Origin of the sequence: Thermus caliditerrae, assembly GCF_021462525.1 — a bacterium.
Taxonomy (GTDB): Bacteria; Deinococcota; Deinococci; order Deinococcales; family Thermaceae; genus Thermus; species Thermus caliditerrae.
In genome coordinates this window covers 1-22761 of sequence record NZ_JAKEDT010000003.1, presented here as the reverse complement: position 1 = coordinate 22761, position 22761 = coordinate 1, and the positions used below count along the sequence as shown (strand labels likewise).

The window sequence follows — 22761 nt, the reverse complement described above, 5'->3', positions numbered from 1 at the left end:
CTACTCCTCCTTCCCCAGGGCCCGCATCCTGCGGTAGGTAACCCAGGCCAGGCCGAGCAGGGTGGTGCTCAGGCTGGCGAGGATGGCCTCCTGGGGCATGCCCAGGTAGGCCATGGCTGAGAGGTTGAAGAGGAGGGCGAGCCCCCACAAGACGAAGGCCACCCGCCTCTGGGAAAGCCCCCGGGCCAGGAGGCGGTGGTGGATGTGGTCCTTGCCCGGGGTGGCGAGGGGGTTTTGGCCCCGGAGAAGCCTCCGCACCACCACCTGGGTGGTGTCCAGGATGGGCAGGAGGAGGAAAAGCGCCGGGGGCAACAGGCCCAGGAAGGTGGTGAGCTTCAGGTTGCCAAGAAGGGCGGTGGCCGCCAGGGTGTAGCCCAGGAAGTAAGCCCCCGCGTCCCCCAGGATGATGCGGCTCGGGTGGAGGTTGTGGCGCAAAAAGCCCAAGGAGGCCCCCGCTAAGGCCGCCAGGACCAAGGTGCCCGCGGCCCAGAAGGGGAACTGGGCGCTCACGAAGAGGAGGCTCATGGCGCTGATGTAGGCGATGCCCCCCGCCAGGCCGTCCAGCCCGTCCATGAGGTTCAGGGCGTTGGTGATGCCCACCACCCAAAGCCAGGTGAGGAAGAGGCCTAAGGCGGGGTCCAAAGGGGTGCCGAAGGCGGCTTCAAACCGCACCCCCACGGCCATGAGGAGGAGGGCCGAGAGGGTCTGGACGAAAAGGCGAAAGAGGGGGGGGAGGCCGAACTGGTCGTCGATGAAGCCCACCAGCACCAGCCAAGCTCCCCCCAGGAGGATGGCGAGGACTTGGATGAGGACCTGCTCCACCAGGATGGGCCTTAGGAAGGCGGCCACCACCAAGGCCAGGACCACCCCGGCGTAAACCGCCAGGCCCCCGGCGTTGGGCAGGGGCTCCCGGTTCAGCCTCCGCTCGTTGGGCTGGTCGGCCCAGCCCACCTTCAGGGCGAAGCGGCGCACGTAGGGGAGGAAGCGCCAGGTAAAGAAGAGGGCCAGGAGGAAGGCGAAGGCCACGCTGAGCCAGCCCGTACCTGTCGGCTCGGCCACGCCGATGCGCTTCAGAAGCTCGGTCATTTCGTGCCGTAGATGCGGTCCCCCGCGTCGCCTAGGCCAGGGACGATGTAGCCGTGGTCGTTGAGGCGCTGGTCGATGGCCGCCACCACCACCTCGGTGTCCGGGTGGCCCTTCCGGATGCGCTCCAGGCCCTCGGGGGCGGCGATGAGGCACATGAGCTTTATCCCCTTAGCCCCCCGTTCCTTAAGGAGGGAAAGGGCTAGGCTGGCGCTTCCCCCCGTGGCCAGCATGGGGTCCAGGAGGAAAACCCGTCTCTCGGCGATGTCTGGGGGAAGCTTGGCGTAGTACTGCACGGGCTTCAGGGACTCGGGGTCGCGGTAGAGGCCGATGTGCCCCACCCGGGCGTGGGGCACCAGCTTCAGGATGCCCTCCACCATGACGAGCCCAGCCCGGAGGATGGCCACCAGGGCGAGCTTTTTCCCGGAGAGCACCCTAACCCTGGCCGGGGCCACGGGGGTTTCCACGGTGGCCTCGGTGAGCTCCAGGTCCCTCATGGCCTCGTAGGCCATGAGGAGGGAGAGCTCCTCGGCGAGTTCCCGAAAGTCCTTGGCGCCGGTGTGCTTGTCCCTTAGGTGGGCCAGCTTGTGCTGGACCAGGGGATGGTCCACCAGGGTGATCCTCATCCGGAAAAGCCTAACACGTCTGGCTTCCTCGGGAAAGGCAGTCCTGGAAGAAGCTTTGCGCGCGGGGAAGCTTGTCCGCCAGGGCTTCTTGGAAGCCTTCGGGTGCCTTGGTGCGGAACCAGTGGAGGTCGTGGAGGTAGGTGAGGGGGACGTAGAAGGCCAGGCGCGCCCGCACCTCCTTGGGGTAGAAGCGGGCCAGGCGGAAGAGGGCCTCCCGGGCCGCCCCTTCCCCCAGGAGGTCTAGGCTTCCCGTCTTGAGGAGGGCCAGGTCGCGGGCGGGGTCATCGCCCCCCGAGCGCACCCAATCCACCAGCAAGACCTCTGGGCCCTCTCCCCCGGGCTCCTTCAGGAGGAGGTTTCCCGCCCAGGCGTCCCGGTGGCAAAAGCGCCTCTCCGCCCCCGCAACCCGGTCCAGCTCTCCCCTCAGGGCTTGGATCAGGGATAGGGCCTGGGGCACGTCAAACAGGCTTTCCGCGAAACGCTCCAGCCTCTCCAGGAGCTCTTCCCGGGAAACGTGCCCTGGTTCGGGAAGGCGGTGGAGGGAGAGGAAAAGGTGGGAGAGGGCGGCCAGGGTTTTCGGCCCGAAGGCCTCGGGGCGGAAGGGCCTTCCGGGAAAACGCCGGGTGATGAGGACCCCCTGCCCCGCCACCTCCTCCACCCCCAGGACAAAGCCTCCTAAGCCTGCCCGGGCCATGCGGCGGGCCTCGAGGGCCGCCAGGTGGGCTTCGGAGGGGCGGTAGACCTTGTAGACCCGCTCCCCGTCCGTGTACACCCGGGCCTCAAAGCCGCCCAGGGGGGTCAGATGGGCGAAGGTTTCCGGCGAGATGAGGCCCTTTAGGGCCGAAAGCGCCACGGGCCTTATTGTAAGGGCACGGCTCCGGGGCTTACGCCCCTTGGGGTAGGCTGGTGCCCGTGGAGCTCCTGCGCCCTGAGGCCACGGTGCTTTCCCTGGGGGACCGGGTCCTCTCCTTGGACCGGGAGGGGCGGCCCTACCACTACTTCCGCCAGGGGCTCACCTACAAGCGGGCCCTGGACGGGAGCCTGCACCTGCGCTACCGGGAGGGGGAGAGGCGGAGGCGGCGCCTCTCAGAAGAGGAGGCCCTTGGGGTTTACCGGGAGATCCTCGCCTTGGCGGAGGCCCACCTGGAGGACCGGGAGAGGCGGGAAGAGGTCCTCCGCTGGATCCCGGAAGCCCTCCTGGACCCCACGCCCTACCGCCTGGCCTACATCTGGCCCATAAGCATCCTCCCTCCGGACGCTTACCTTTCCGTGGTCCTCCAGGCCACCACGGGCTGTACCTGGAACCGCTGTACTTTCTGTTCCTTCTACCAGGACCGCCCTTTCCAAAAGCGCTCCCCGGAGGCTTTTGCCGAGCACGTGGAGCACGTCCTGGCCCTTCTGGGGAGAGGGAGGCTTCTCCGGCGCGGGGTCTTCCTGGCGGACGGGAACGCCTTAGCCCTTTCCGAGCCCCTTCTGCCCCTCCTGGAGGTCGTGGGGCGCCACTTTCCTGGGGAGCCCGTGCTGGGCTTTCTGGACCTCTTCACCGGCCTGAAGAAGGAGGCTTCCTGGTGGGAGCGCCTCCGCGCCCTAGGCTTAAGGCGGGTGTACCTGGGCCTAGAGACGGGGCACGCCTCCCTCCTGGCCCTCCTCCACAAGCCGGGCCACCCAAAGGAGGCCCTCTCCCTGGTGCGGGCCTTGAAGGAGGCGGGGCTTTCGGTGGGGGCGATCCTCATGGTGGGGGCTGGGGGGAAGCCCTACGCTGAGGCCCATTTCCGGGAGAGCCTCCGCCTCCTTGCCGAGCTTCCCCTCGGTCCGGAGGACGTGGTCTACCTCTCCCCCTTCCAGGAGGAGCCCGCTACCCCTTACGCCCGGCTCGGGCTGGAGCCCTTGGAGTACGTGGAAGGGGAGGTTCGCCGCTGGCAAAGGGCCGTGCGCCGCCTGGGGCTCAGGGGGGCGCGGTACGACATCCGGGAGTTCCTCTATTGAAGGACGATCTCCCCGGCCTCCGCTTGGAAGCCCACCCGCTTGTGGCTGCCGTCGCAAAAGGGCTTCCTCTCCGAGTGGCCGCAGCGGCAAAGGGCCAGCTTGGCCCTTTCTAGCCGCATCTCCTCCCCGTTCAGGCGGAAGGGGGTTCCCTCGGGCAGGTCCAGGACGTAGGGGCCGTTTTCCCGGAAGCGAATCCTCATGGCGTTAGGATACCGCCGCTATAGTGGAAGCATGGTATGCCCGCAAGACGGCAAGGCGGGCCTCGAGGTGCCCCTGAAAACGGTGAAGAACTTTCTCACCGGGAAAGCCCTCGCCCGGCTGGACCCCGAAAGCCCCCACTACCTCTGCCAGGACCCCGCCTGTCCCGTGGTCTACTACGGGCAGGAGGGGGTTTACACCCTGGAGGAGGTGCGCTTTCCCATCTACGACAAGGGGGCTTCCCTCATCTGCTACTGCTTTGACTGGACCAGGGAGGGCCTGGCGGAGGCTCTAAGCCACGGGCTGGACCCCGTGGCCCAGGTGGAGGAGGGGGTAAGGGCCAAGCGCTGTGCCTGCGATCAGAGGAACCCCCGGGGACGCTGTTGCCTTTCCACCCTGAAGGCGGAGGTGGCCCGGCTTGCCTGAGGCGCTTCCCGGGGAACTGGAAGAGGCCTTTCGCGCGCGGCTCGCCCGGCTGGCTCCCAAGGACCCCCTGGTGCTGGCGGTCTCCGGGGGCGGGGACTCGGTGGCCTTGGCCCACCTGGTGCGGCGGGCCGGGCGGGAGGCGGTGGTGGCCCACCTGGACCACGCCCTGCGCCCGGAAAGCGGGGAGGACCTGGCTTTCGTGCGGGCCTTGGCGAAGCGGCTCGGCTTTCCCTTCTTCGGGGAGCGGGTGGAGGTGGGGAGGATCGCCGAGAGGCGGGGGGAGAACCTGGAGGCGGTGGCCCGGGAGGTGCGTTACGCCTTCCTCCACCGGGTGGCCAAGGGGGTGGGGGCCAAGGCCATCCTCACCGCCCACACCCTGGACGACCAGGCGGAAACCGTGCTCCTCAAGCTCCTCCAGGGCACGGCCCGGAGCCTGGGTATCCGGGAAAAGGAGGGGCTGGTGGTGCGGCCCCTTTTGGCCTTTCGCCGCGAGGAGTTAAGGGCGTACCTAAAGGCCCTGGGGGAAGCGTGGCGGGAGGACCCTTCCAACCAGGACCCGGCCCTGGACCGGAACTACCTTCGTCTGGTGGTCTTTCCCCTACTGGAGGGGCGCTTTCCCCGGGCCAAGGAGGCCCTTTGCCGCTTCGCCGGGGTGCGGGAGGCGGAGGACGCCCACCTGGAAGGGGAGGCCGAGGCCCGCCTCCTCCCCGACCCCCGCTTCTTCGTGCCCGCCTTCCGGGCGGTGCCCCTCTTGGAGGCCCCTCCGGTTCTGCGCCGGCGGGCCCTGAGGCGGGTGCTGGAGGCCTTGGACCTCAGGCCCGAGGGGAGGCTCATCGCCCTTTTGGAGGAGGCCCTTTCGGGCAAGGCTGCCGCCCTCCCGGGCGGGCACACCGCAAGGCGCAAGGGGGGCACCCTCTTCCTCATCCCCCCTGAGCCCAAGCTGCCCCTGCCCCCGGGCTTCCGCCGGCCGGAGCCGGGGGACTACCTGGAAAGGCCCTTCGGGAGGAAGCGCCTCCTGGACTTCCTGGCAGAGAAGGGGGTGCCCAAGGAGCTCAAGGGGCTTTGGCCCGTGCGGGCGGAGGGAAAGCGGGTCCTGGAGGTTTTGGGCCTCTTCCCGCCCCCTGAGGAGGAGCGCCTCATGGCCCTGGCCCTAGAGGAGGCCCGGGCGGCCTTCCAGGAGGGGGAGGTGCCGGTGGGGGCGGTGCTGGTGGTGGGGGAGGAGGTCTATGCCGACCACAACCGGGTGGAGGCCACCCAAGACCCCACGGCCCACGCGGAGATGCTCCTCCTGCGCCGGATGGGCAGGCGGGCGCGGGGAGGGAGGCTTTACGTGACCCTCGAGCCCTGCCGCATGTGCCACCACGCCCTGAGGGAGGCCGGGGTGGAGGTGGTCTACGGGGCGGAGAACCTGAAGGAAGGGGCCCTCACCCGCTTTGGCCAGGGGGGCGGGATGCGGGGTGGCGTCTTGGAGGGGGAGTGTGCTAAGCTCCTAAAGGACTTCTTCGCCCGGCTCAGGGAGGGGTGCCGGAGCGGTTGAACGGGCCGGTCTCGAAAACCGGTAGGCCCCGCAAGGGGCCTCGCGGGTTCGAATCCCGCCCCCTCCGCCAAAGGCGGCCTCTTGGGCCGCCCTCTTTCCGGTCCCAATGTATTTGGCCTAGGTATACTCAGGGTATGCCCCAAGTGCACACCTACTTGCGCAAAGAGGTCTACGAGGCCCTGAGGCGGCAGGCGGAGGCACGGGGAATGAGTCTCTCCGCCTACCTTCGCGAGCTTTTGGAACGCCACGCCCTGCCGCACCGGGAGGAGTTCTATGCCCTGGCGGGGAGCTGGGAGGGGGAGCTTGAGCGTCCGCCTCAGGGGGAGCCGGAAGTCCGCGAGGGCCTCCTGTGACCCTCTACCTCTTGGACACCAACGCCTGGATCGCCTACCTCAAGGGGCATCCCCGGGTGGTGGAGCGGGCCTGGCGGGAGCCCCGGTTGGCCATCTCCGCCGTTTCCCTGGGTGAACTCTCCTACGGGGCCAGGAAGAGCGCCAAGGTGGAGGCCAACCTAAGGCGGGTGGAGCGCTTGGCCAGCTTGGTGCGGGTGCTGCCCATCGACGAACGGGTGGCCGAGGCTTACGGCTGGCTTCGCCTGGACCTGGAGCGGGCGGGGAGGCTCCTAGGGGCCAACGACCTCTGGATCGCCGCCACGGCCAAGGCCCACGACCTGGTGCTGGTGAGCGCCNGGCCCCGGGGGGGGGGGCCCCGGTGAAAGGGTGCCCAAGCCCCCTGCTGGGGGGAGGGTTCAGCATACGATGGCATCCATCGGGGTCCCCACCCTGGTGGCATCAGGGTAAGGGATATTCCACCACCTGGAACCCCCACCGCTCCCCCAGCACGCCCAGGGCCTCCAGGAGGCCTGCCACCTCCTTCCGCGTTTCGGGCAGGCCCTCGAGGAGGAGGTAGAGGAGGCCCGCAAGCTCCCCGATCACGGCGAAGCCGTAGCGCTGTCCTTCCTCCTCCCACAGCGCCTCCATGCGGCGGTGGGCCATGCGCCAGGGCGTCTGGAGGAAGTGCCCCTCGGGGGCCTGGGCCTCCGGCTGGCAGAAGGCGGGATCCCCGGCGGTGAGAAGGCCGCGGCAGGCCAGGGGCCTGAAGGGGTAGACCCCGCAGAGGCCCCCTTCCAGAAGGGGGCAGGGCCTTCGCTCCCTGAAGAAGCGACTCGGAAAGCGGGGATCGTCCTTGCCCTCCTTGAGGAGGGCCAGCCGCTTAGGGCCCTCTTCCCGAAGGCGCGCCCTTTGCGCCTCCGTAAGGTGGGGGAGGAGGGCCTCCCCCTCCAGGCGGGAGAGGGTCACCAGGCCGAAGCAACAGGCGAAGCACCCCGCCCGGCAGGAAGGGACCACGCCCTTTCGGCTCAGGTAGTCGGCGAGGCCCGCCTCGAGGGCCAGCCAATGGGCTTCCACCGGGTTCATCGCCGCTGGCGGTACACCCCCTTCCTGGGGTCAAAAGGGCAGGCGCGGAAGGCCACCTGGGGGCAGAAGCGCCGGTGGCGGGAAACCTCCAGGGCCAACGCCCGGGGCAGGCCACACCGGGGGCAGGCGGGAGGGGTCCTCCGCCGGGCGAGGAAGTAGGCCACCCCGGCCAGGAGGGCCAGTAGGACCAAGGCCTCCACGCCCGTCAGTTTACGGGGTGTAGCATGGGAACATGCCGGCGCCCTTTCTGGAACCCCTGGAGCCGGGAGTGCCCCCGGCGGTCTCCGCCTGGATCAAGGGCCTGAAGGAGGTGGAGGCCCACCTGGAAAAGTGGGCCTTTGACCTGGGCGAGGAGGCTTTCTGGTGGCGGCCCAAGGAGGGGGTGAACCCCATCGGCGGCCTGGTGCGCCACATCGCGGGAAGCTCCCTGCGGCTTCTTTCCTACGCCTTCCCCCAGGAGCTTCCCGACTGGGCCAAGAAGGGGCGGGAGTGGGAGCTTTTGGGCGAGCCCGAGGCCAAGGAACGGGTGGTGGCCCGCTTCCGGGAGGCCTGGGCCAGGCTCCTTTCCGCCTTCGGGGGGCTTAGGGAGGAGGAACTTGCCCAGGAGGTTTCCGTGGGCACCCAAGGGCTCAAGGCCCCCAGGGCCCACCTCCTCCACCACCTGGTGGAGCATGCCCAGCACCATGCGGGGCAGATTATCTATGCCCGCAAGCTCCTGGGCTGAGGACCCCTGTCCCTGGGGGGCGGCCGTAAGATGGGAAGCATGGAACGCGTGGGCTTGCGCGCTGCTCCCCGGCTGACCCTCGAGGCCCTCAAGGAAGCCCTTAAGGGCGCGCGCTTTCCTGAGGCCAAGGTCTACCTCATCACCGACTGGCAAGACCGGCGGGAGGAGGCCCGCTACGCGGTGGTGATCCACGGGGGCAAGAAGGACCTCCTCACCCCCGACGCCTTCGGCCCGGCCTTTCCCGGGGGCGAGGCGGCCCTCTCGGAGCTGGTGGCCCTCCTCCTGGAGCGGGGGGCGCGGAGGTTCTACGAGGCCGTGGTCTCTCCCGGGGAGATGACCGCCCTCCTCAGCCTCCCCCCAGAGGAGCTCCTCGTCCGGGTGAACGCCATCGCCAACCCCACCGACCCTGGCATCTACCTGAGGCGGGCCGCCTGATACCCGTTCTTGTTGGATCCTTTGCCTATGACCGTAGCCGACCACCTGACCTTTAATGGCCTTGTGGCAGCGGGTCAAGAAGGCCAAGGACCCGATAGAGAGGTCCCGCTTCTTGGTGGTCTACCACGCCGAGTGGGGGCTCCCCGCTAAGTATCTTGCCAAAGATCACCCTGAGTAGCCCCCACTGGGTGCAAGAGACGGTGAGGGGTTAAAACCAGGAGTTGCTCTGCGCATCCCCCGGCCCCGGGGGGGCAGATGCAGCGGCACACCCTCTTTCGCTGGTAGCCTGGGATCTGGTAGCCTGGGATAAGGAAATCGGCATGAAACGGCGTGAAGCCATAGCCACCTTGATGACCAGGCTGGGGCTTGCGCTTTTCGCCCGAAACCCCACCTTCTCCTACTTTTTCCTCAGCAGGACCTCGTCCCGCATTGGCGAGAACGTGTTCTCCCTTGCCGTCCCGTGGCTGGTGTTTCAGCTGACGGGCAGCGCCCTACAACTTGGGCTGGCCTTTGCCGTCCAGGTTGTCCCTTCGCTGCTGCTGGCTCCCTTTGCTGGTGTTTACGCGGACGCCGCTTCAAGGACAAAAGTGATGCTCGTTGCGGAAAGTTTCCGGGCCCTTCTCGGTCTGGCTGTGGCTGGGCTGTCGCTCCTGGGCAACTTGCAGGCGTGGCACCTGTACCTTGCTGTGGTGGCCCATGCGGTAACCGCCAGTTTTCTTACCGTCGCAGCCGGGGCTGTGGTCCCGACCATCGTTGACCAGGTGGACCTGACACGCGCCAACGCGCTGCTCAGGTTGAGCCGCAACGCGTGCGACCTGTTTGGCAAGGTTATGACGGGCGTACTCTTAGCCTGGGTAGGCCCGGTGTACACGTTCATGGCGAATGCGGCCTTGTCTGTGGCGTCGGCGGCTCTGTTGCCGATCCGTCGCATGGACGGGGAATCCCTAGTGGTGCGGGGCCGGCGGCCAAGGGTACTGCAGGATTTCGTGAGGGGGGTGGGTATCCTGCGCCGCCACAGCGCGGCTTTGCTCGCCATGGCCGATCTGGTGGTGGTCAACGTCGGTATTCCGGTTCTGGTCATAGCCCTGCCCGTTGTTTCTGAACAGGTCCTGCGCCACGGCGCCGCTGGCTATGGATTCCTCACCGGAGCGATGGCGCTCGGGGCCATCGCTGCGACCCTGATAGCCGCTCCACTGGCGAGGCGTATGGACGAGCACCGGTTGTCCGGACTTGCCACGGTCCTGTTCGGCTTCCTGGTGGGGTCCCTGGGCTTCGTCGGGGGACTGGAGGGGTGGCTGCTGGCGGTGGCGCTCGCCGGTCTGACGGCCGAGTTGGTTTCGGTCTACACGGCCAGCATCCTGCAGCGGACCCTGCCTTCGGAGGTCCTGGGCCGGGCCTTTGCTGTTCAGTATGCGGCCCTACGGGTCATCCCTGTGGTCGTGTTCCTGAGTGCCGGTGCGGTTCTCCAGAGGTTCGGCGTCCAAATGCTCTTGATCTTGGGTGGTTCGGCAACCGCCCTCATCGCGGCGCTCTTGCTCTACATCAGGGTGCGCGGTGCGCAATAGGGGAGCGGGGGGGTGGGGTTCCAACAAAGCCATCCGGGCTGAGGAGGCGATGGAAAGATGAAGCTGCGGTGGATCCAGTACATCCAAGGGGTCCCACGGTATCCTGTTCTGGTCGGCGACACCGTTATGCTGTTTTCCAGGACGTACAAAATCGCGTGGATGATCTCGGGCGCTCAGCCGTAGAGGAGCCGGAGCCGGGCTGCCTCCTCCGCTAAGAGGGGGAGCGCTCTCGGGTCCACCCCCGTGGTGAGGCCTTGGGCCTCGAGGTGGGGCAGGACCTTTTCCGTGGGCAGGTTGCCCACCAGCTCGTCCCCCGCAAACGGGCAGCCCCCCACCCCCGCCAAAGCCCCCTCCAGCCAGCGCACCCCCGCCTCGAGGACCGCCTCCACCTTTTCCAAGACCCCCTCGGGCCGGGCGTGGAGGTGGGCCCCCAGGCCCTCGGCTCCGAAGCGGGCCGCGGCTTGCTGGAGCACCTCCCGGATGCGCCCGGCCTCCGCCACCCCATAGGTGTCCGCCAGGGCGATCTCCTTGACCCCCAGCTCCCTAAGCCTGCCGATGGCCTCCAGGACGGCCTCGGGGCTCCAGGGGTCCCCGTAGGGGTTGCCGAAGGCCATGGAGAGGTAGACCACCAGGCCAAGCCTCCCCTCCACCGCCCGCACCATGGCCTCCACCAGGGGCCAGGAGTCCTCTATGGAGCGGTTCGTGTTCTTGCGCTGGAAGGTTTCCGAGAGGGAGAAGGGGTAGCCCACGTGGGTGAGGTTTGGGGCCTTTAGCGCCCTTTCCAGGCCCTTTTCGTTGGCCACGATGGCCAAATAGGTGCGCCCTTCCGGGGGCGGCAAGGCGGCCAAGACCGCCTCCGCGTCCGCCATCTGGGGTACCCACTTGGGGGAGACGAAGCTGGTCAGGTCCAGGTGGCGGAAGCCCGCCTCCAGGAGCCTCTTTAGGAAAGCCACCTTCTCCTCGGTGGGGATGAAGCGGGAAAAGCCTTGCCAGGCATCCCGGGGGCATTCCACCCACTTCACCTTTTCCATGGACCCTCCTCTTTGTTTTGGCCCTGGCACCCACCCTGACCCTGTTGGGGCGAGGTGGCCTTAGACCTGGAACACCCCCACCCGGAGGGGCTCCCGCTCCGGGTTCAGGGCCACCCACTCCAGGGCCCGGATGAGCCACTTCCGGGTTTCGTGGGGGAAGAGGATGCCGTCCACCCAAAGCCGGGCGGCGGCGTAGCGGGGGTCCAGGGTCTCCTCGTAGCGGCCCTTGATGCGCTCGTAGAGCTCTTTAAGCTCCTCATCCGAAGGCTCCTTGCCTTCCCGCTTCAGCTTCTCCACCTCCAGCTCCAAGAGGGTCTTGGCCGCCTGGGCCCCGCCCATCACCGCGTACTTGGCGCTGGGCCAGGCAAAGATGAACCTGGGGGCGTAGGCCTTGCCCGCCAGGGCGTAGTTCCCCGCCCCGAAGGAGCCTCCCAGGATCAGGGTGATCTTGGGCACCACGGAGTTGGAAACGGCGTTCACCAGCTTGGCCCCCCGGCGGATGATGCCCGCCTGCTCCGACTCCTTCCCCACCATGAAGCCCGTCACGTCCTGGAGGAAGAGGAGGGGGATACCCATCTGGTTCACCTCCAGGATGAACCGGGCCGCCTTGTCCGCGGCCTCCGCATAGATGACCCCGCCCACCTCAATCCGGCCCTTCTTCTTCAGCACGAGGCGCTGGTTGCCCACGATGCCCACGGGGAAGCCCCCGATGCGGGCGAAGCCCGTGACCAGGGTCTCCCCGTACCCGCCCTTGTACTCCAGAAACTCGGAGCCGTCCACGAGGCGGGCGATCACCTCCCGGAGGTCGTAGGGGCGGGAACCGTCGGGGGCGATGAGGCCGTAGAGGTCCTCCGCGGGGTAGAGGGGTTCTTTAGGCTCCTTGCGCCCTTCTGCCCAGGGGGCGAGCCTGGGGGGCGGGTACAAGGCGATGAGCTGGCGGATCCTTTCTATGGCGGCTTCGTCGTTTGGTTCGTAGAAGTCCACGGTCCCCGAGACCTCGTAGTGCATGCGGGCCCCGCCCAGCTCCTCGCTCGTTACCTCCTGCCCGATGGCCGCCTTCACCAAGGCGGGCCCTGCCAGGTAGAGGCCGCTGCCCTCGGTCATGATGAGGACGTCGGTCATCACCGGCAGGTAGGCGCCTCCGGCCACGCAGTTCCCCATGATGGCGGAGATCTGGGGGATGCCCAGGGCGGACATGCGGGCGTTGAGGTAGAAGATGCGGCCAAAGTCGTCCTGGTCGGGGAAGACCTCGTCCTGGAGGGGTAGGAAGACCCCGGCGGAGTCCACCAGGTAGAGGGTGGGGATGCGGTTTTCCAGGGCCATGGTCTGGGCCCGGATCACCTTCTTGGCGGTGATGGGGAAGAAGGCCCCCGCCTTCACCGTGGCGTCGTTGGCGATGATCATCCAGGTCTGGCCCTGGATCTGCCCGAGGCCGGTGATGACCCCTCCGGCCGGGGCCCCGCCCCACTCCTCGTACATCCCCCACCCGGCGAAGGCCATGAGCTCGTGGAACTCCGTGCCTGGGTCCAGGAGCTTGGCGATGCGCTCCCGGGCGGTGAGGCGCCCCTTTTTGTGCTGGCGCTCCACGGCCTTGGGTCCGCCCCCTTGGCGCACCCGTTCCAGGCTTTCCCTGAAGTCCCGCACCAGGGCCACCCAGGCGTCCTTATTGGCCTTGTAGACGGGACCTTCCCGCTCCTCCGGGCGGAGCTTGCTCTCGAGGCGGCTCGTGGGCTGGCCTAGCATGGCTTTAGTATAACGTTTTTCTGCTTATCGGGGAAAAAGCGTAGCCCCCTTGGGGGGACAGGGGGTTTGGGACAGGGCCTTTTGCCGCTGGGCCTGCCGCCTGGCCTCCCGGTCCACCCGCTCGTTCTCCGGGTGGCCGTCGTGCCCCCGCACCCAGGTGGGGAGGACGCGGTGGCGGGCGAGCTCCAGAAGCAAGGCCTCCCAGAGGTCCAGGTTTTCCACGGGTTTTCCGTCCGCCCTGCGCATCCCCCGCCGCTGCCAAGCGGGAAGCCACTCCTTTAGCGCCCGCACCAGGTACTGGCTGTCGGAGAAGAGGTGGACCTCGCAGGGCTCCTTGAGGGCCCTTAGGCCCTCGAGGAGGGCGGTGAGCTCCATGCGGTTGTTGGTGGTGCAGGGGGCTCCTCCCGCCAGGAGCCGCTCGCGGCCCCCGTAGCGTAGCAGCGCCGCCCAGCCCCCGGGCCCGGGGTTGCCCAGGCAGGCCCCGTCGGTGAAAAGCTCCACCCGCTTCACGACCAGGGGATGGGCCGGTCGGGGAAGGCCAGGGGAGCTTTGGCCTCCCCAGGGGGCACCAGCTCCCGCAGGCGGTAGCGGCTGCCTTGGGGTTCGCGGTAGACCTCGAGGAGGCCCTCCTGGAGGTTCACGATCCAGACCTCGGGGACGCCGGCCTCGGCGTAGAGGGCGAGCTTGGCCCGGTCGTGCTCCAGGCTGGTGTCGGCCACCTCGATGAGGAGGAGGACGTCCTGGGGCTCGGGAAGGCGCTCCGCGTAGGCTTCTAAGGGGGGCTTCAGCACCAAGAGGTCTGGTTCAGGCTCAGAGTGGGGAGGGATGCGCAGGGGGGACTGCACGGTGATGATGGCTTTCTCCCCTAAAAGGGCCTGGAGGTTCTTGTCCAGCCGAGCCACGGTGAAGACATGCCTGGGACCAATGGGGCTCATCTCGTAGATCTCCCCCCTTAGGAGTTCCAGGTGCTTTACCCCCTGGAAGAGGCGCTCGAACTCTTCTACCCCGAAGCGGTAGCGGGTAGCCATAGCCTCATTCTAGGCCCCAGATGGCGGCGGGGGCGAGCTCCACCAGGTTGCCTTCCGGATCGCGGGTGTAAAGGCTTTTCCCCCTGGGCCAGTCCGCCCACCAGACGGGAAAGCCCGCTTCCTGGAGGCGCTCTGCCCAGTAGGCAAGCTCCTCCTCCGCCACCTTAAAGGCCACGTGGACGCTCCCTTGGGCCCCGTGGGGGGGAAGGTTTTCCTCCTTTGCCGTGTAATGGGGGTTGAAGACCAAAAAGACCCCCTTCCCCGCCCGGAAGAAGGCGTGGCGCGGAGGCTTGAACTGGAAGCAAGGAAGGCCCAGAACCCCCTCGTAAAAGGCCCGGGCCCTCTCCAGATCCTCGGCGTAGACGGCGGTTTCCAGAACCTCCACTACTTGAGCTTGGCGATGAGGTCGGCCACGGGGATGGCCTCGAGGGTGGTGGTCTTCACGCTGCCCCGCGCCGAGAGGTGGAGCATGGCCCGGGCCACCGCCAGGGCATCCTCTGCCTCCACGATGTTCACGAAGTCATAAGGCCCCAAGACCGCGTACTGGGCCACCACCTTGACCCCGAAGTCCCGCTCCAGCTCCTGGTTCACCTCCTTGATGCGCTCGGGGTTTTTCACCAGGGTTTCGGCGCCGTCGTCCGTGAGGGTGCTGAGGACGATAAAGGTGGGCATACTTGACCTCCTTTCCCCTCCAGTTTAGTCCGGGCGGCCCTCGAGGTCCACCCCGGCGTAGGCCTCCTCCAAGGGGAAGCTCCCTTCCAGGCAGGGGAGGGGGACTTCCCCCGCCTCCAGCACCTGGTAGAAGACCTCCCCTCCTTTCTTCCAGTACAGCTCTGCCCGGCGCTCCAGGGCGCTCACCAGAAGGTAGGCCTGGAGGGAAGGCAGGGCCAGGTAGCGCCAGAGCTTTTCCCGCCGGTCCACTCCTTCGGTGCTCTCCGAGAGCACCTCCACCACCAGGCAAGGGGCTTCCTCGTAGTAGGGGTTTTCCGGAGGCGGGGCGCAGACGGCCATGAGGTCGGGGTAGTAGACGGTGCGTTCCCCCACCTTGAGCTTCATGTCCGCCACGTAGAGGCGGCAGCCCCGGCGCCGGGCCAGGGGGTAAAGGAGATGGTGCAAGTTGCTCACCACCAGGTTGTGGTTTCGGCTGGCCCCGGCCATGGCGTGGAGGGTGCCCTCCACCAGCTCGTGCTTCACCCGGGACCTGGCCTCCAGTTCCAGGTAGGCCTCGAGGGAAAGGGGCTCGAGGCGCCTTGCGGCTTCGCCCATCACTCCCATTCTATGGTGGCCGGGGGCTTGGAGGTGAGGTCATAGACCACCCGGCCGATCTCCGGCACCCTGCGGGGGATGCGCCTCGCCACCTCGTCCAGGAACTCCAGGGGAAGCCTGGCCCAGTCGGCGGTCATGAAGTCCTCGGTGGTGACGGCCCTTAGGGCCAGGACGTAGCCGTACTTCCGCTCGTCCCCCGCCACCCCCACGCTCCGCACCGGGGTCAGCACCGCCAGGGCCTGGGCCACCTGGCCGTAGAGGCCCCACTCCTTGAGGAGGCTGATGAAGATGTCGTCCGCCTGCCGCAGGACGGAAAGCTTCTCCTCCGTGACCTCCCCCAGGATGCGCACCGCCAGGCCCGGCCCCGGGAAGGGGTGGCGCAGGCGGATGGGGTCGGGCAGGCCGAGGAGCAGGGCCAGCTCCCGCACCTCGTCCTTGAAGAGGAGGCGGAAGGGCTCCAGGAGCTCAAACTTGAGGTCCTCGGGGAGGCCCCCCACGTTGTGGTGGCTCTTGATCTTGGCCGCCCCGTGCCCGCCGGCGGACTCGATCACGTCCGGGTAGAGGGTGCCCTGGGCCAGGAAGCGGAAGGGGCCCTCCTCCCGAGCCACCTGGCTGAAGACCTCCACGAACTCCCGCCCGATGATCTTGCGCTTTGCCTCCGGGTCCTCCACCCCTTTTAGGGCCTTTAGGAAGCGCTCTTTGGCGTCCACCACCCGGAGGTTCACTCCCAGGGCCCTAAGGGCTCCTTCCACCTCCTCCCGCTCCCCCAGGCGCAGGAGGCCGTGGTCCACGAAGACCGCCAGGTGGTCCACCCCCGCCCGGGCCAGGAGGAGGGCCAGGGTGCTGGAGTCCACCCCTCCGGAGACCGCCAGCAGAACGCGGTCTTGCCCCACCCGCTCCCGCACCTCCTTGAGGAGGTCTTCCAGGACGTGCTCCGGGGTCCAGTCCCGCCGGATTCCGGCAAGCTCCAGGAAGTTTTCCAGGATCTGCATCCCCTTGGGGGTGTGGGCCACCTCGGGGTGGAACTGGACGGCGAAGGTCCTGCCGTCGGGAGCCTCTATGGCTGCCACCGGGTTCTCTTCGGTTTCCGCCGCCACCCGCCACCCTGGGGGGAGCTCGGTTACCGCGTCCTGGTGGCTCATCCAGACCTGGACCTCCCCCTCCAGGCCCCGAAAGAGGGGGCCGGCGTAGCGGGTGAGGAGGGCCTTGCCGTACTCCGCCCGGCCCGCGCGTTCCACCTTGCCTCCAAGCTCCTGGGCCAGAAGCTGCATCCCGTAGCAGATGCCCAGGGTGGGGAGGCCGAGGCGCAGGAGCCTGGGGTCGGGGCGGGGGGCCTGGGGGTCAAAGACGCTGGCGGGGCCACCGGAGAGGATGAGGGCCTCGGGCTTGTGCTTCAGGACTTCTTCCAGGGGGGTGTCCCCGGGCAGGATCAGGGAGAAGGCCCGGAGCTCCCGGAGCCTTCTGGCGATGAGCCTCGTGTACTGGGAGCCGAAGTCCAGCACCAGGACCATATGGGCCAGTCTAGCAGGGTAGGATGGGGCCATGGCCGAGGTGGAGAGCTTTGCCCTGGACCACACCAAGGTGAAGGCCCCCTACGTGCGGCTGGCGGGGAGAAAGCCCCTGGGGGGTGGGGTGGTGGAAAAGTACGACCTGCGCCTGGCCCAGCCCAACCGGGAGGCCCTACCCACAGGGGCCTTGCACACCCTCGAGCACCTCCTGGCGGGGTACCTGCGGGACCACCTGGAGGGGGTCATCGACCTCTCCCCCATGGGGTGCCGCACGGGGTTTTACCTGGTGGTGGAAGGCCCCCTGGAGGAGGATCAAGTGTTGGTGGCCTTGGAGCGGGCCCTGAGGGATGTCCTCCTGCACGAGGGGCCCGTGCCCGGGGCGGGCTTCCGGGAGTGCGGCAACTACCGGGACCACGACCTCCCTGGGGCCAAGGCCTGGGCGGAGAAGGTCCTGAGGGCGGGCCTCAGGGTCCAGCCCACCATCCCCCTAGCGCCATGACCGCCTTCTTCGCCGCCGAGCCCGAGGAAGCGGAAGCTTTGAGGGAGGCCTTGGGGGCGGTGGAGGCCCTCGAGGCCCCCTTCCCCCTCCACCGGGGCAAGGGGGTGCTGGTGGCGGAGACCGGGGTGGGGAAGGTGGCGGCGGCCTCGGCGGTGGCCCATGTCCTCACGCGCTTCGCCCCCAGGGAGAGCTTCTTCCTGGGGGTGGCGGGGGGCTTGGACCCCTCCCTTCGTGCCCTGGACCTCCTTTTGGCCGAGAAGGCGGTGCAGTGGGATGTGGACCTCACCCCTTTTGGCCGGGAGCCCGGGGAGACGGCCTTTGGGATGCGCTTCTTCCCCTCCGACCCCCAGCTTTTGGCCCGGGCGGAGAGGGCGGCCCAGGCCCTGGGCTTTCCCTTCCGGCGGGGGGTGGTGGCCACGGGGGACCGGTTTCTGGCGGACAGGGAGGAAGCACGGAGGCTGGCCCAGCTCCACGGGGCCCAGGCGGTGGAGATGGAGGGGGCCGCGGCCCTCATGGTGGCCTGGCGCTTCCGCCATCCCATGGCCCTGGTCCGGGCCGTAACCGATGGGGCGGGGGAGGAGGCGGCCAGGGATTTCCAGGCTTTTTTGCAGGAGGCCTCGAGGCGCCTGGGCCTCCTAGCCCAGGCCCTTTTGGCATAATGAAAGGGGAGGAGTCCATGGAAATCCGGATCTTCACGGGGAACGCCCACCCCGATCTGGCCCGGCGGGTGGCGGAAGCCCTGGGGGTTCCCTTGGGAAAGGCGGTGGTGGACCGCTTCCCCGACGGGGAGGTGCGGGTGCGCCTCCTGGAGAGCGTGCGCGGGGATGATGTGTACCTCATCCAGCCCACCAGCCCCCCGGTGAACGACCACCTGATGGAGCTCCTTCTCTTGGCCGATGCCGCAAGGCGGAGCTCGGCCGGGCGCATCAACGCCGTGATCCCCTACTTTGGCTACGCCCGCCAGGATAAGCAGACCCAAGGCCGCGAGCCCGTGAGCGCCAAACTGGTGGCCAATCTCCTGGAAACCGTAGGGGTGCACCGGGTGATCGCCATTGACCTTCACGCTCCCCAGATCCAGGGCTTCTTCGACATTCCCGTGGACCACCTCTCCGCGGTGCGCCTCTTCGCCCGCTACCTTCGGGAGAGGGGCTACGCGGAAAACGCCGTGGTGGTCTCCCCGGACGCGGGCCGGGCGGAGGAGGCCCGCAGGCTTTCCGAACGCTTGGGCCTGCCCTTTGCCATGCTGGCCAAGCGCCGCTACGGCCCCAAGGAGACCGCAGTCACCTACGTGATCGGGGAGGTGGCGGGGAAGAGGCCCTTGCTGATCGACGACATCGTCTCCACCGGGGGGACCATAAGACGGGGGGTGGAGGCCCTGTTGCAGGCGGGGGCCCTGCCGGAGATGGTGGTCATGGCCACCCATCCGGTCCTGGTGGGGGAGGCCCGGGAGAACCTCTCCCACCCCGCCATCCGGGAGGTGGTCTTCACCGACACCATTCCCCTTAAGGACGGGGGCTACACCGTGCTTTCCACCGCCGAACTCCTGGCCCAGGCCATCCAGCACGTGCACACCAACCAGTCGGTGAGCGCCCTGATTTAAGCCCTGGTGAAAAGGTACACATGTCCTCTGGAGATGGGTTAAGCTACCCTTTGAGGGTTTTATGAGCAAAGTGGTCATCCATATTTTTCACGGGGAGCCCAGCGCGTTGAACACGGGTGTGCACCTGGCCGAGCGCATCCGCCAGGTGAAGGAGGAGCGAGGAGTGGACGTGGAGGTCTATATCTTCGGTCCCGCCGAGCGGGCTCTTCTTGACCCTTCCTTGGCCGAGTACAACCAAGGGGTGGATGACCTGGTGGCCCAAGGGGTGCCGGTGTACACCTGTTTGAACTCCGCCAAGGCCCTGGGGGCGGAGGAGGCCTTTAAGGCCCGGGGCATTCGCCTGGCCTATGCTCGGGACCGCTTCGTGGACTACGCCCTCGAGGGGGCCACGGTCTATAGCTTCTAACATGCTCCAGGCCTACAGTGTGGAGGTACGGCGGCAGGATGCCCAAAGGGCGGTGGCGGAGACCCGGGGGTTTAGCCTGGTCCTGGGGGCCCGCCGCGCCGATATGGAGGCGGGGTTTAACCCGGTGGAGACCCTGCTGGCGGCTTTGGGAAGCTGCCTCCTTACGGGCATCCAGTTTGTGGCCGAGTCGTCTAAGGTTCCCTTGGAGGGGGCGAGGGTGGTCCTCGAGGCCCATCGGGAGGACAAGCCTCCCAGGATCGTCCGCATAGGTTTTGTTATGTACCTGGAAAGCCCTGCCCCCGTTGAGCGCCTGGAAAGGCTTTACGAGCTTACCCTTAAAAACTCCACCTTGTTCCAAAGCCTAAAGGTGGCGATTCCCATAACGGGAAGGTGGGAGCGGACATGAACCTGTTGGTGATTTCGGGCCTCTTTTTGCTGGCGGGGGTTTCCGGCATGCTGGGCCTGGGGGTGGCCTTCGCCGCCGTGCCTTTTTTAAGCCTCTTTCTGCCCGATCTGGTCCATCAGGTGCAGCCCCTTTCCCTTCTCCTTAACGGGGTGACCGCCCTTTTTGCTGTCTTCGGATTCGCTCAAAGCGGCCTGGTGGACTGGCGTAAGGCCTTCCTTTTGGCCTTGGTTACCACCTTGTTTGCCCCGGTGGGGGCCTGGCTGGTGCAGCGGGTGGAGGTGCGCTATGTGTGGTGGATTTACCTGGGGGCGGTGGCCTACCTGGGCTATAACCTCTTCCGGCCGCTTTCTGGCAAGGCATCCCGGGAAAACTTTCCCCTTGCCTTATTGTTGGCGGCGCCCATCTCGGTGCTTTCCGGCTTTTTGGGGGTGGGCCCGGGGTTTCTCCTCATGCCCACCCTGATCCTCACCGGCCATGATCCCAAGCGGGCAGCCGCTATCAATGCCTTCGCCGTGACCCCCCCTTCCTTCTCTTCCCTTTTGCCTCACCTTTCCACTGCCCGGCTGGACCTTGGCCTTACCCTCTCCCTGGTGGGGGCCGGGGCCTTGGGGAGTTATCTGGGTTCCCGCCTCACCAGCCTTTACCTGCCTTCCCAGCGCTTGAAGCAGCTCTTTGGGGTCTTGATCCTGGCGGTGACCCTGTACAAGGTGCTCTCCTAAACGGGGTGGAAGGAAGGCAAGGGGATGTGTTAAGCTTTCCCATAGTGTGCCCCTTGGGGGCGGTTGCGTTTAGGAGGAGCCATGGAGTACCGTTTGAAGGCCCAGTACCGGGAGGGGGAGCAGCCCGCCGCCTTGCGCCGTGCGGGAAAGCTCCCCGGCGTCATCTACAACAAGCAGCTGAACCGCAAGGTGTACGTGGAGCTGGGGGAGTTTGACAAGGTCTTCCGCCACGCCTCCATCCACCACGTCATCGTTTTGGAGTTGCCGGATGGCCAGGAGCTTCCCACCCTGGTGCGCCAGGTAAACCTGGACAAGCGCAAGCGCCGCCCCGAGCACGTGGACTTCTACGTCCTCTCCGACGAACCGGTGGAGATGTACATCCCCTTGCGCTTCGTGGGCACGCCCCAGGGGGTGCGGGAGGGCGGTGTGTTGCAGGAGGTGCACCGGGACATCCTGGTCCGGGTTTCCCCCCGCAACATCCCCGAGTTCATCGAGGTGGATGTTTCCGGCTTGGGCATCGGGGATAGCCTCCACGCCGCCGACCTCAAGCTTCCCGAAGGGGTGAAGCTGGCGATCTCCCCCGAGGAGACCATCGCCGCCGTGGTGCCGCCGGAGGACGTGGAGCGGTTGGCGGCGGAGGCCCTCGAGGCCCCGGCGGAGCCCGAGGTCATCAAGAAGGGCAAGAAGGAAGAGGAGGCCTGAGCCCTCCCGGCTTGGGGCGGGGGGTGCGTCCGTGCCCCCCGCCTTCTTTGAGGGGCGCATGTTTTTGGTGGTGGGCCAGGGGAACCCGGGAAAGCCGTACGCCAACACCCGGCACAACCTAGGCTTCATGGTCCTGGACCGGCTGGGCCTGGAGTTTCGGAAGAAGGGGGAGGCCCTGCTGGCCGAGGCGGAGGTGGGAGGGGAGAAGGGGCTTTTCCTCAAGCCCCTCACCTACTACAACCTGAGCGGCCAGGCGGTGGCCCCGCTGGTGCGCTTTTACCATATTCCCCCGGAGCGCCTCCTGGTGGTGCACGACGAGATGGACCTGCCCTTAGGCCGCCTGCGCTTTAAGGCCGGGGGCAGCGCGGCGGGGAACCGGGGGGTGGCCTCCATCGCCGGGGCCCTGGGCACGGAGGCCTTCCACCGTTTGCGTCTGGGGATCGGCAAGCCCCCAAGCCGCGAGCTGGGAGCGGCGTACGTGCTTTCCCCCTTCCTTCCCGAGGAGTGGCCGGTGGTGGAAAGGGTCCTGGAGGTGGCCAAGGAAGCGGTTCTCTGCTGGGCCAAGGAAGGGCTTGCCCCCTGCGCTGGGCGCTTTAACGGGCTGGACCTTCGGGAAAAGGGCTAAGCTTTAGCCATGGCCGAACCCAGAGTGCTGCTCATCGCCGGGGGAAGGAGCCCCGAGCACGAGGTTTCCCTGCTTTCCGCCCGCGGGGTTTTGGAGCACATGCCCTTTCCCACGGAGCTGGCGGTGATCGCCAAAGATGGGCGCTGGCTTTTGGGGGAAAGGGCCATGGAGGCCTCGAGGCAGGGGGTGGCGCCCGGCGGGGAATACCCTTTTCCCCCGCCTGTGGACTGGAACCGCTATACCGTGGTCTTCCCCCTCCTCCACGGAAGGTGGGGGGAGGACGGCACGGTCCAGGGCTTTTTGGAACTCCTGGGCAAGCCCTACGTGGGGGCGGGGGTGGCGGCCAGCGCCCTTTGCATGGACAAGGACCTTACCAAGCGGGTGCTGGCCCAGGCGGGGGTACCCGTGGTGCCCTGGGTGGCCCTGTACCGGGGGGAAAGGCCTTTCCTCCCCTTTGACCCGCCCTTTTTTGTGAAGCCCGCCAATACCGGCTCCAGCGTCGGCATCACCCGGGTGGAGCGCTACGCGGAGCTGGAGGAGGCCCTAGCCGAGGCCTTCCGCTACGACGTCAAGGCGGTGGTGGAAAAGGCGCTTTCAGGGGTGCGGGAGCTGGAGGTGGGGGTGTTGGGCAACGTGTTTGGCGAGGTGAGCCCCGTAGGGGAGGTGCGCTACCAGGCCCTCTTTTACGACTACGAGACCAAGTACACCCCGGGCCGGGCTGAGCTCCTCATCCCCGCGCCCCTGGACCCCGGTACCCAAGAAACCATCCAGGAGCTGGCCCTTAAGGCCTACAAGGTCTTGGGCCTCCGCGGCATGGCCCGGGTGGACTTCTTCCTGGCCGAGGGGGAGGTGTACCTCAACGAGGTGAACACCATCCCCGGCTTCACCCCCACCAGCATGTACCCGCGGCTCTTTGAGGCTGCGGGGCTCACCTACCCGGAGCTCCTGCGGCGCCTGGTAGAGCTCGCCTTGGCGTAACGTCCTGAGCTTGTTGAGCCCGGTGGGGACGAAGCACCCCATCGCGGCTTGCGCAACTGGGGGGTCCTGGAAAGGCCAGGGGCAAGCCCTTTCAGCTTGTGCCCATGGGGCTACCCTCGCGCACGGGCCCTAGGTCGGGAAGGTCTCCCTTCCCTTAGAATGGAGCCAAGGGAAAGGAGGAAGCATGGACCCCACATTCCGCACCCCTCTCACTCCAGGAGGTAATATCGCTCCACCCCCAAGAGGCGCACCACC

31 protein-coding genes and 1 tRNA gene are annotated in these 22761 nt (G+C 67.4%); 18 read left to right on the top strand and 14 right to left on the bottom strand.

Annotated features, from left to right (window positions below):
- From L1088_RS02970 to L1088_RS02960, 3 genes are read right to left on the bottom strand one after another with little or no spacing between them, the layout of a single operon-like run.
- Entirely contained in the window at window positions 1-1086 is a 1086-nt protein-coding gene (locus L1088_RS02970; protein ID WP_234553659.1) for an MraY family glycosyltransferase, read from the bottom strand.
- Complete coding sequence (gene upp, locus L1088_RS02965) at window positions 1083-1709, bottom strand: uracil phosphoribosyltransferase (protein ID WP_234553658.1); 627 nt, start codon at window positions 1707-1709, stop codon at window positions 1083-1085. Before upp ends, L1088_RS02970 begins: the two co-directional genes overlap by 4 nt.
- Window positions 1710-1719: 10 nt before the next feature.
- Window positions 1720-2562 carry a phosphotransferase family protein gene (locus L1088_RS02960; protein WP_234553657.1) on the bottom strand — a complete coding sequence of 281 codons (843 nt, stop codon included), beginning with the start codon at window positions 2560-2562 and terminating at the stop codon, window positions 1720-1722.
- Window positions 2563-2621: 59 nt separating this feature from the next.
- Between L1088_RS02960 and L1088_RS02955 the strand changes: the two genes are divergently transcribed.
- Window positions 2622-3695: a radical SAM protein gene (locus tag L1088_RS02955; RefSeq protein ID WP_234553656.1), complete on the top strand. Its 1074-nt coding sequence runs from the start codon at window positions 2622-2624 to the stop codon at window positions 3693-3695.
- Here L1088_RS02955 and L1088_RS02950 read toward each other — a convergent pair.
- Window positions 3689-3895 (bottom strand): CDGSH iron-sulfur domain-containing protein, encoded by a 207-nt coding sequence (locus tag L1088_RS02950; RefSeq protein ID WP_234553655.1) that lies wholly within the window; start codon window positions 3893-3895, stop codon window positions 3689-3691. The two genes, L1088_RS02955 and L1088_RS02950, sit on opposite strands and share 7 nt — an antisense overlap.
- Before the next feature lie 31 nt (window positions 3896-3926).
- On the opposite strand from L1088_RS02950, the gene L1088_RS02945 reads away from it, so the two are divergent.
- From L1088_RS02945 to L1088_RS02925, 5 genes are all read left to right on the top strand, one after another.
- Complete coding sequence (locus tag L1088_RS02945) at window positions 3927-4319, top strand: copper chaperone Copz family protein (RefSeq protein WP_135260775.1); 393 nt, start codon at window positions 3927-3929, stop codon at window positions 4317-4319.
- Entirely contained in the window at window positions 4312-5856 is a 1545-nt protein-coding gene (gene tilS, locus L1088_RS02940; protein WP_438948058.1) for a tRNA lysidine(34) synthetase TilS, read from the top strand. The genes L1088_RS02945 and tilS overlap by 8 nt, the downstream gene beginning before the upstream one ends.
- Window positions 5835-5926: transfer RNA gene (locus tag L1088_RS02935), tRNA-Ser, on the top strand. Before tilS ends, L1088_RS02935 begins: the two co-directional genes overlap by 22 nt.
- Window positions 5927-5990: 64 nt before the next feature.
- Window positions 5991-6209 (top strand): hypothetical protein, encoded by a 219-nt coding sequence (locus L1088_RS02930; protein ID WP_038041702.1) that lies wholly within the window; start codon window positions 5991-5993, stop codon window positions 6207-6209.
- Window positions 6206-6571: a type II toxin-antitoxin system VapC family toxin gene (locus L1088_RS02925; RefSeq protein ID WP_234553654.1), complete on the top strand. Its 366-nt coding sequence runs from the start codon at window positions 6206-6208 to the stop codon at window positions 6569-6571. The genes L1088_RS02930 and L1088_RS02925 overlap by 4 nt, the downstream gene beginning before the upstream one ends.
- A gap of 76 nt (window positions 6572-6647) precedes the next feature.
- Here the strand turns inward: L1088_RS02925 and L1088_RS02920 are convergent, their stop codons facing one another.
- Window positions 6648-7271: a YkgJ family cysteine cluster protein gene (locus L1088_RS02920; protein ID WP_234553653.1), complete on the bottom strand. Its 624-nt coding sequence runs from the start codon at window positions 7269-7271 to the stop codon at window positions 6648-6650.
- On the bottom strand, window positions 7268-7471 hold the full coding sequence (locus tag L1088_RS02915; protein ID WP_038041708.1) for a hypothetical protein: 204 nt from the start codon (window positions 7469-7471) through the stop codon (window positions 7268-7270). The genes L1088_RS02920 and L1088_RS02915 overlap by 4 nt, the downstream gene beginning before the upstream one ends.
- A 32-nt stretch (window positions 7472-7503) precedes the next feature.
- On the opposite strand from L1088_RS02915, the gene L1088_RS02910 reads away from it, so the two are divergent.
- From L1088_RS02910 to L1088_RS02900, 3 genes are all read left to right on the top strand, one after another.
- Complete coding sequence (locus L1088_RS02910) at window positions 7504-7995, top strand: DinB family protein (protein ID WP_234553652.1); 492 nt, start codon at window positions 7504-7506, stop codon at window positions 7993-7995.
- 39 nt (window positions 7996-8034) lie between these two features.
- Window positions 8035-8430, top strand: coding sequence for a DUF3197 domain-containing protein (locus L1088_RS02905; protein ID WP_234553651.1), 396 nt, complete (start codon window positions 8035-8037; stop codon window positions 8428-8430).
- A 320-nt stretch (window positions 8431-8750) separates the two neighbouring features.
- The gene (locus L1088_RS02900) at window positions 8751-9995 is read left to right on the top strand and encodes an MFS transporter (protein ID WP_234553650.1); all 1245 of its coding nucleotides are present in this window, start codon (window positions 8751-8753) and stop codon (window positions 9993-9995) included.
- Between the two features lie 173 nt (window positions 9996-10168).
- Here the strand turns inward: L1088_RS02900 and L1088_RS02895 are convergent, their stop codons facing one another.
- The 8 genes from L1088_RS02895 to guaA are packed head-to-tail and all read right to left on the bottom strand — an operon-like array spanning window position 10169 to window position 16574.
- Window positions 10169-11026, bottom strand: coding sequence for a hydroxymethylglutaryl-CoA lyase (locus tag L1088_RS02895; protein ID WP_234553649.1), 858 nt, complete (start codon window positions 11024-11026; stop codon window positions 10169-10171).
- A 60-nt stretch (window positions 11027-11086) separates the two neighbouring features.
- Window positions 11087-12769, bottom strand: coding sequence for an acyl-CoA carboxylase subunit beta (locus L1088_RS02890; protein ID WP_234553648.1), 1683 nt, complete (start codon window positions 12767-12769; stop codon window positions 11087-11089).
- A gap of 24 nt (window positions 12770-12793) precedes the next feature.
- The gene (rnhA, locus tag L1088_RS02885) at window positions 12794-13279 is read right to left on the bottom strand and encodes a ribonuclease HI (RefSeq protein ID WP_234553647.1); all 486 of its coding nucleotides are present in this window, start codon (window positions 13277-13279) and stop codon (window positions 12794-12796) included.
- Window positions 13276-13797: a Uma2 family endonuclease gene (locus L1088_RS02880; RefSeq protein WP_234553646.1), complete on the bottom strand. Its 522-nt coding sequence runs from the start codon at window positions 13795-13797 to the stop codon at window positions 13276-13278. Before L1088_RS02880 ends, rnhA begins: the two co-directional genes overlap by 4 nt.
- A gap of 4 nt (window positions 13798-13801) precedes the next feature.
- Window positions 13802-14182 carry a VOC family protein gene (locus tag L1088_RS02875; protein WP_234553645.1) on the bottom strand — a complete coding sequence of 127 codons (381 nt, stop codon included), beginning with the start codon at window positions 14180-14182 and terminating at the stop codon, window positions 13802-13804.
- A complete protein-coding gene (locus L1088_RS02870) occupies window positions 14182-14469 on the bottom strand; it encodes a glutamine synthetase/cystathionine beta-lyase binding protein (RefSeq protein WP_038041720.1) in 288 nt (95 codons plus the stop codon). Before L1088_RS02870 ends, L1088_RS02875 begins: the two co-directional genes overlap by 1 nt.
- A 24-nt stretch (window positions 14470-14493) precedes the next feature.
- Window positions 14494-15063 carry a Uma2 family endonuclease gene (locus L1088_RS02865; RefSeq protein ID WP_234553644.1) on the bottom strand — a complete coding sequence of 190 codons (570 nt, stop codon included), beginning with the start codon at window positions 15061-15063 and terminating at the stop codon, window positions 14494-14496.
- On the bottom strand, window positions 15063-16574 hold the full coding sequence (gene guaA, locus L1088_RS02860) for a glutamine-hydrolyzing GMP synthase (RefSeq protein WP_234553643.1): 1512 nt from the start codon (window positions 16572-16574) through the stop codon (window positions 15063-15065). Before guaA ends, L1088_RS02865 begins: the two co-directional genes overlap by 1 nt.
- A gap of 31 nt (window positions 16575-16605) precedes the next feature.
- On the opposite strand from guaA, the gene L1088_RS02855 reads away from it, so the two are divergent.
- The 9 genes from L1088_RS02855 (at window position 16606) to ddl (ending at window position 22506) form a co-directional block, all read left to right on the top strand.
- Window positions 16606-17070, top strand: coding sequence for an S-ribosylhomocysteine lyase (locus L1088_RS02855; RefSeq protein WP_234553642.1), 465 nt, complete (start codon window positions 16606-16608; stop codon window positions 17068-17070).
- Window positions 17067-17729, top strand: a complete 663-nt coding sequence (mtnN, locus tag L1088_RS02850; protein WP_234553641.1) for a 5'-methylthioadenosine/S-adenosylhomocysteine nucleosidase — start codon at window positions 17067-17069, stop codon at window positions 17727-17729. The genes L1088_RS02855 and mtnN overlap by 4 nt, the downstream gene beginning before the upstream one ends.
- 17 nt (window positions 17730-17746) lie before the next feature.
- Window positions 17747-18670, top strand: coding sequence for a ribose-phosphate diphosphokinase (locus L1088_RS02845; protein WP_234553640.1), 924 nt, complete (start codon window positions 17747-17749; stop codon window positions 18668-18670).
- Between the two features lie 61 nt (window positions 18671-18731).
- Window positions 18732-19076, top strand: a complete 345-nt coding sequence (locus L1088_RS02840) for a hypothetical protein (protein ID WP_234553639.1) — start codon at window positions 18732-18734, stop codon at window positions 19074-19076.
- Between the two features lies 1 nt (window position 19077).
- Window positions 19078-19482, top strand: a complete 405-nt coding sequence (locus tag L1088_RS02835) for an OsmC family protein (RefSeq protein ID WP_234553638.1) — start codon at window positions 19078-19080, stop codon at window positions 19480-19482.
- Entirely contained in the window at window positions 19479-20201 is a 723-nt protein-coding gene (locus L1088_RS02830) for a sulfite exporter TauE/SafE family protein (protein ID WP_234553637.1), read from the top strand. The genes L1088_RS02835 and L1088_RS02830 overlap by 4 nt, the downstream gene beginning before the upstream one ends.
- A gap of 81 nt (window positions 20202-20282) precedes the next feature.
- Window positions 20283-20903 carry a 50S ribosomal protein L25 gene (locus L1088_RS02825; protein WP_234553636.1) on the top strand — a complete coding sequence of 207 codons (621 nt, stop codon included), beginning with the start codon at window positions 20283-20285 and terminating at the stop codon, window positions 20901-20903.
- A 58-nt stretch (window positions 20904-20961) separates the two neighbouring features.
- Window positions 20962-21528, top strand: a complete 567-nt coding sequence (gene pth / locus L1088_RS02820) for an aminoacyl-tRNA hydrolase (RefSeq protein ID WP_234553767.1) — start codon at window positions 20962-20964, stop codon at window positions 21526-21528.
- 9 nt (window positions 21529-21537) lie between these two features.
- Window positions 21538-22506: a D-alanine--D-alanine ligase gene (gene ddl, locus L1088_RS02815; RefSeq protein WP_234553635.1), complete on the top strand. Its 969-nt coding sequence runs from the start codon at window positions 21538-21540 to the stop codon at window positions 22504-22506.
- Window positions 22507-22761: the final 255 nt, after the last annotated feature.

What these genes read in the sequence shown, in the direction of transcription:
- L1088_RS02970 (WP_234553659.1), bottom strand. Translation starts at nt 1,086, where the DNA reads ATGACCGAGCTTCTGAAGCGCATCGGCGTGGCCGAGCCGACAGGTACG.
- upp (WP_234553658.1), bottom strand. Translation starts at nt 1,709, where the DNA reads ATGAGGATCACCCTGGTGGACCATCCCCTGGTCCAGCACAAGCTGGCC.
- L1088_RS02950 (WP_234553655.1), bottom strand. Translation starts at nt 3,895, where the DNA reads ATGAGGATTCGCTTCCGGGAAAACGGCCCCTACGTCCTGGACCTGCCC.
- L1088_RS02945 (WP_135260775.1), top strand. Translation starts at nt 3,927, where the DNA reads ATGGTATGCCCGCAAGACGGCAAGGCGGGCCTCGAGGTGCCCCTGAAA.
- L1088_RS02930 (WP_038041702.1), top strand. Translation starts at nt 5,991, where the DNA reads ATGCCCCAAGTGCACACCTACTTGCGCAAAGAGGTCTACGAGGCCCTG.
- L1088_RS02920 (WP_234553653.1), bottom strand. Translation starts at nt 7,271, where the DNA reads ATGAACCCGGTGGAAGCCCATTGGCTGGCCCTCGAGGCGGGCCTCGCC.
- L1088_RS02910 (WP_234553652.1), top strand. Translation starts at nt 7,504, where the DNA reads ATGCCGGCGCCCTTTCTGGAACCCCTGGAGCCGGGAGTGCCCCCGGCG.
- L1088_RS02905 (WP_234553651.1), top strand. Translation starts at nt 8,035, where the DNA reads ATGGAACGCGTGGGCTTGCGCGCTGCTCCCCGGCTGACCCTCGAGGCC.
- L1088_RS02900 (WP_234553650.1), top strand. Translation starts at nt 8,751, where the DNA reads ATGAAACGGCGTGAAGCCATAGCCACCTTGATGACCAGGCTGGGGCTT.
- L1088_RS02895 (WP_234553649.1), bottom strand. Translation starts at nt 11,026, where the DNA reads ATGGAAAAGGTGAAGTGGGTGGAATGCCCCCGGGATGCCTGGCAAGGC.
- L1088_RS02890 (WP_234553648.1), bottom strand. Translation starts at nt 12,769, where the DNA reads ATGCTAGGCCAGCCCACGAGCCGCCTCGAGAGCAAGCTCCGCCCGGAG.
- L1088_RS02880 (WP_234553646.1), bottom strand. Translation starts at nt 13,797, where the DNA reads ATGGCTACCCGCTACCGCTTCGGGGTAGAAGAGTTCGAGCGCCTCTTC.
- L1088_RS02870 (WP_038041720.1), bottom strand. Translation starts at nt 14,469, where the DNA reads ATGCCCACCTTTATCGTCCTCAGCACCCTCACGGACGACGGCGCCGAA.
- L1088_RS02865 (WP_234553644.1), bottom strand. Translation starts at nt 15,063, where the DNA reads ATGGGCGAAGCCGCAAGGCGCCTCGAGCCCCTTTCCCTCGAGGCCTAC.
- guaA (WP_234553643.1), bottom strand. Translation starts at nt 16,574, where the DNA reads ATGGTCCTGGTGCTGGACTTCGGCTCCCAGTACACGAGGCTCATCGCC.
- L1088_RS02855 (WP_234553642.1), top strand. Translation starts at nt 16,606, where the DNA reads ATGGCCGAGGTGGAGAGCTTTGCCCTGGACCACACCAAGGTGAAGGCC.
- mtnN (WP_234553641.1), top strand. Translation starts at nt 17,067, where the DNA reads ATGACCGCCTTCTTCGCCGCCGAGCCCGAGGAAGCGGAAGCTTTGAGG.
- L1088_RS02845 (WP_234553640.1), top strand. Translation starts at nt 17,747, where the DNA reads ATGGAAATCCGGATCTTCACGGGGAACGCCCACCCCGATCTGGCCCGG.
- L1088_RS02840 (WP_234553639.1), top strand. Translation starts at nt 18,732, where the DNA reads ATGAGCAAAGTGGTCATCCATATTTTTCACGGGGAGCCCAGCGCGTTG.
- L1088_RS02835 (WP_234553638.1), top strand. Translation starts at nt 19,078, where the DNA reads ATGCTCCAGGCCTACAGTGTGGAGGTACGGCGGCAGGATGCCCAAAGG.
- L1088_RS02830 (WP_234553637.1), top strand. Translation starts at nt 19,479, where the DNA reads ATGAACCTGTTGGTGATTTCGGGCCTCTTTTTGCTGGCGGGGGTTTCC.
- L1088_RS02825 (WP_234553636.1), top strand. Translation starts at nt 20,283, where the DNA reads ATGGAGTACCGTTTGAAGGCCCAGTACCGGGAGGGGGAGCAGCCCGCC.
- pth (WP_234553767.1), top strand. Translation starts at nt 20,962, where the DNA reads ATGTTTTTGGTGGTGGGCCAGGGGAACCCGGGAAAGCCGTACGCCAAC.
- ddl (WP_234553635.1), top strand. Translation starts at nt 21,538, where the DNA reads ATGGCCGAACCCAGAGTGCTGCTCATCGCCGGGGGAAGGAGCCCCGAG.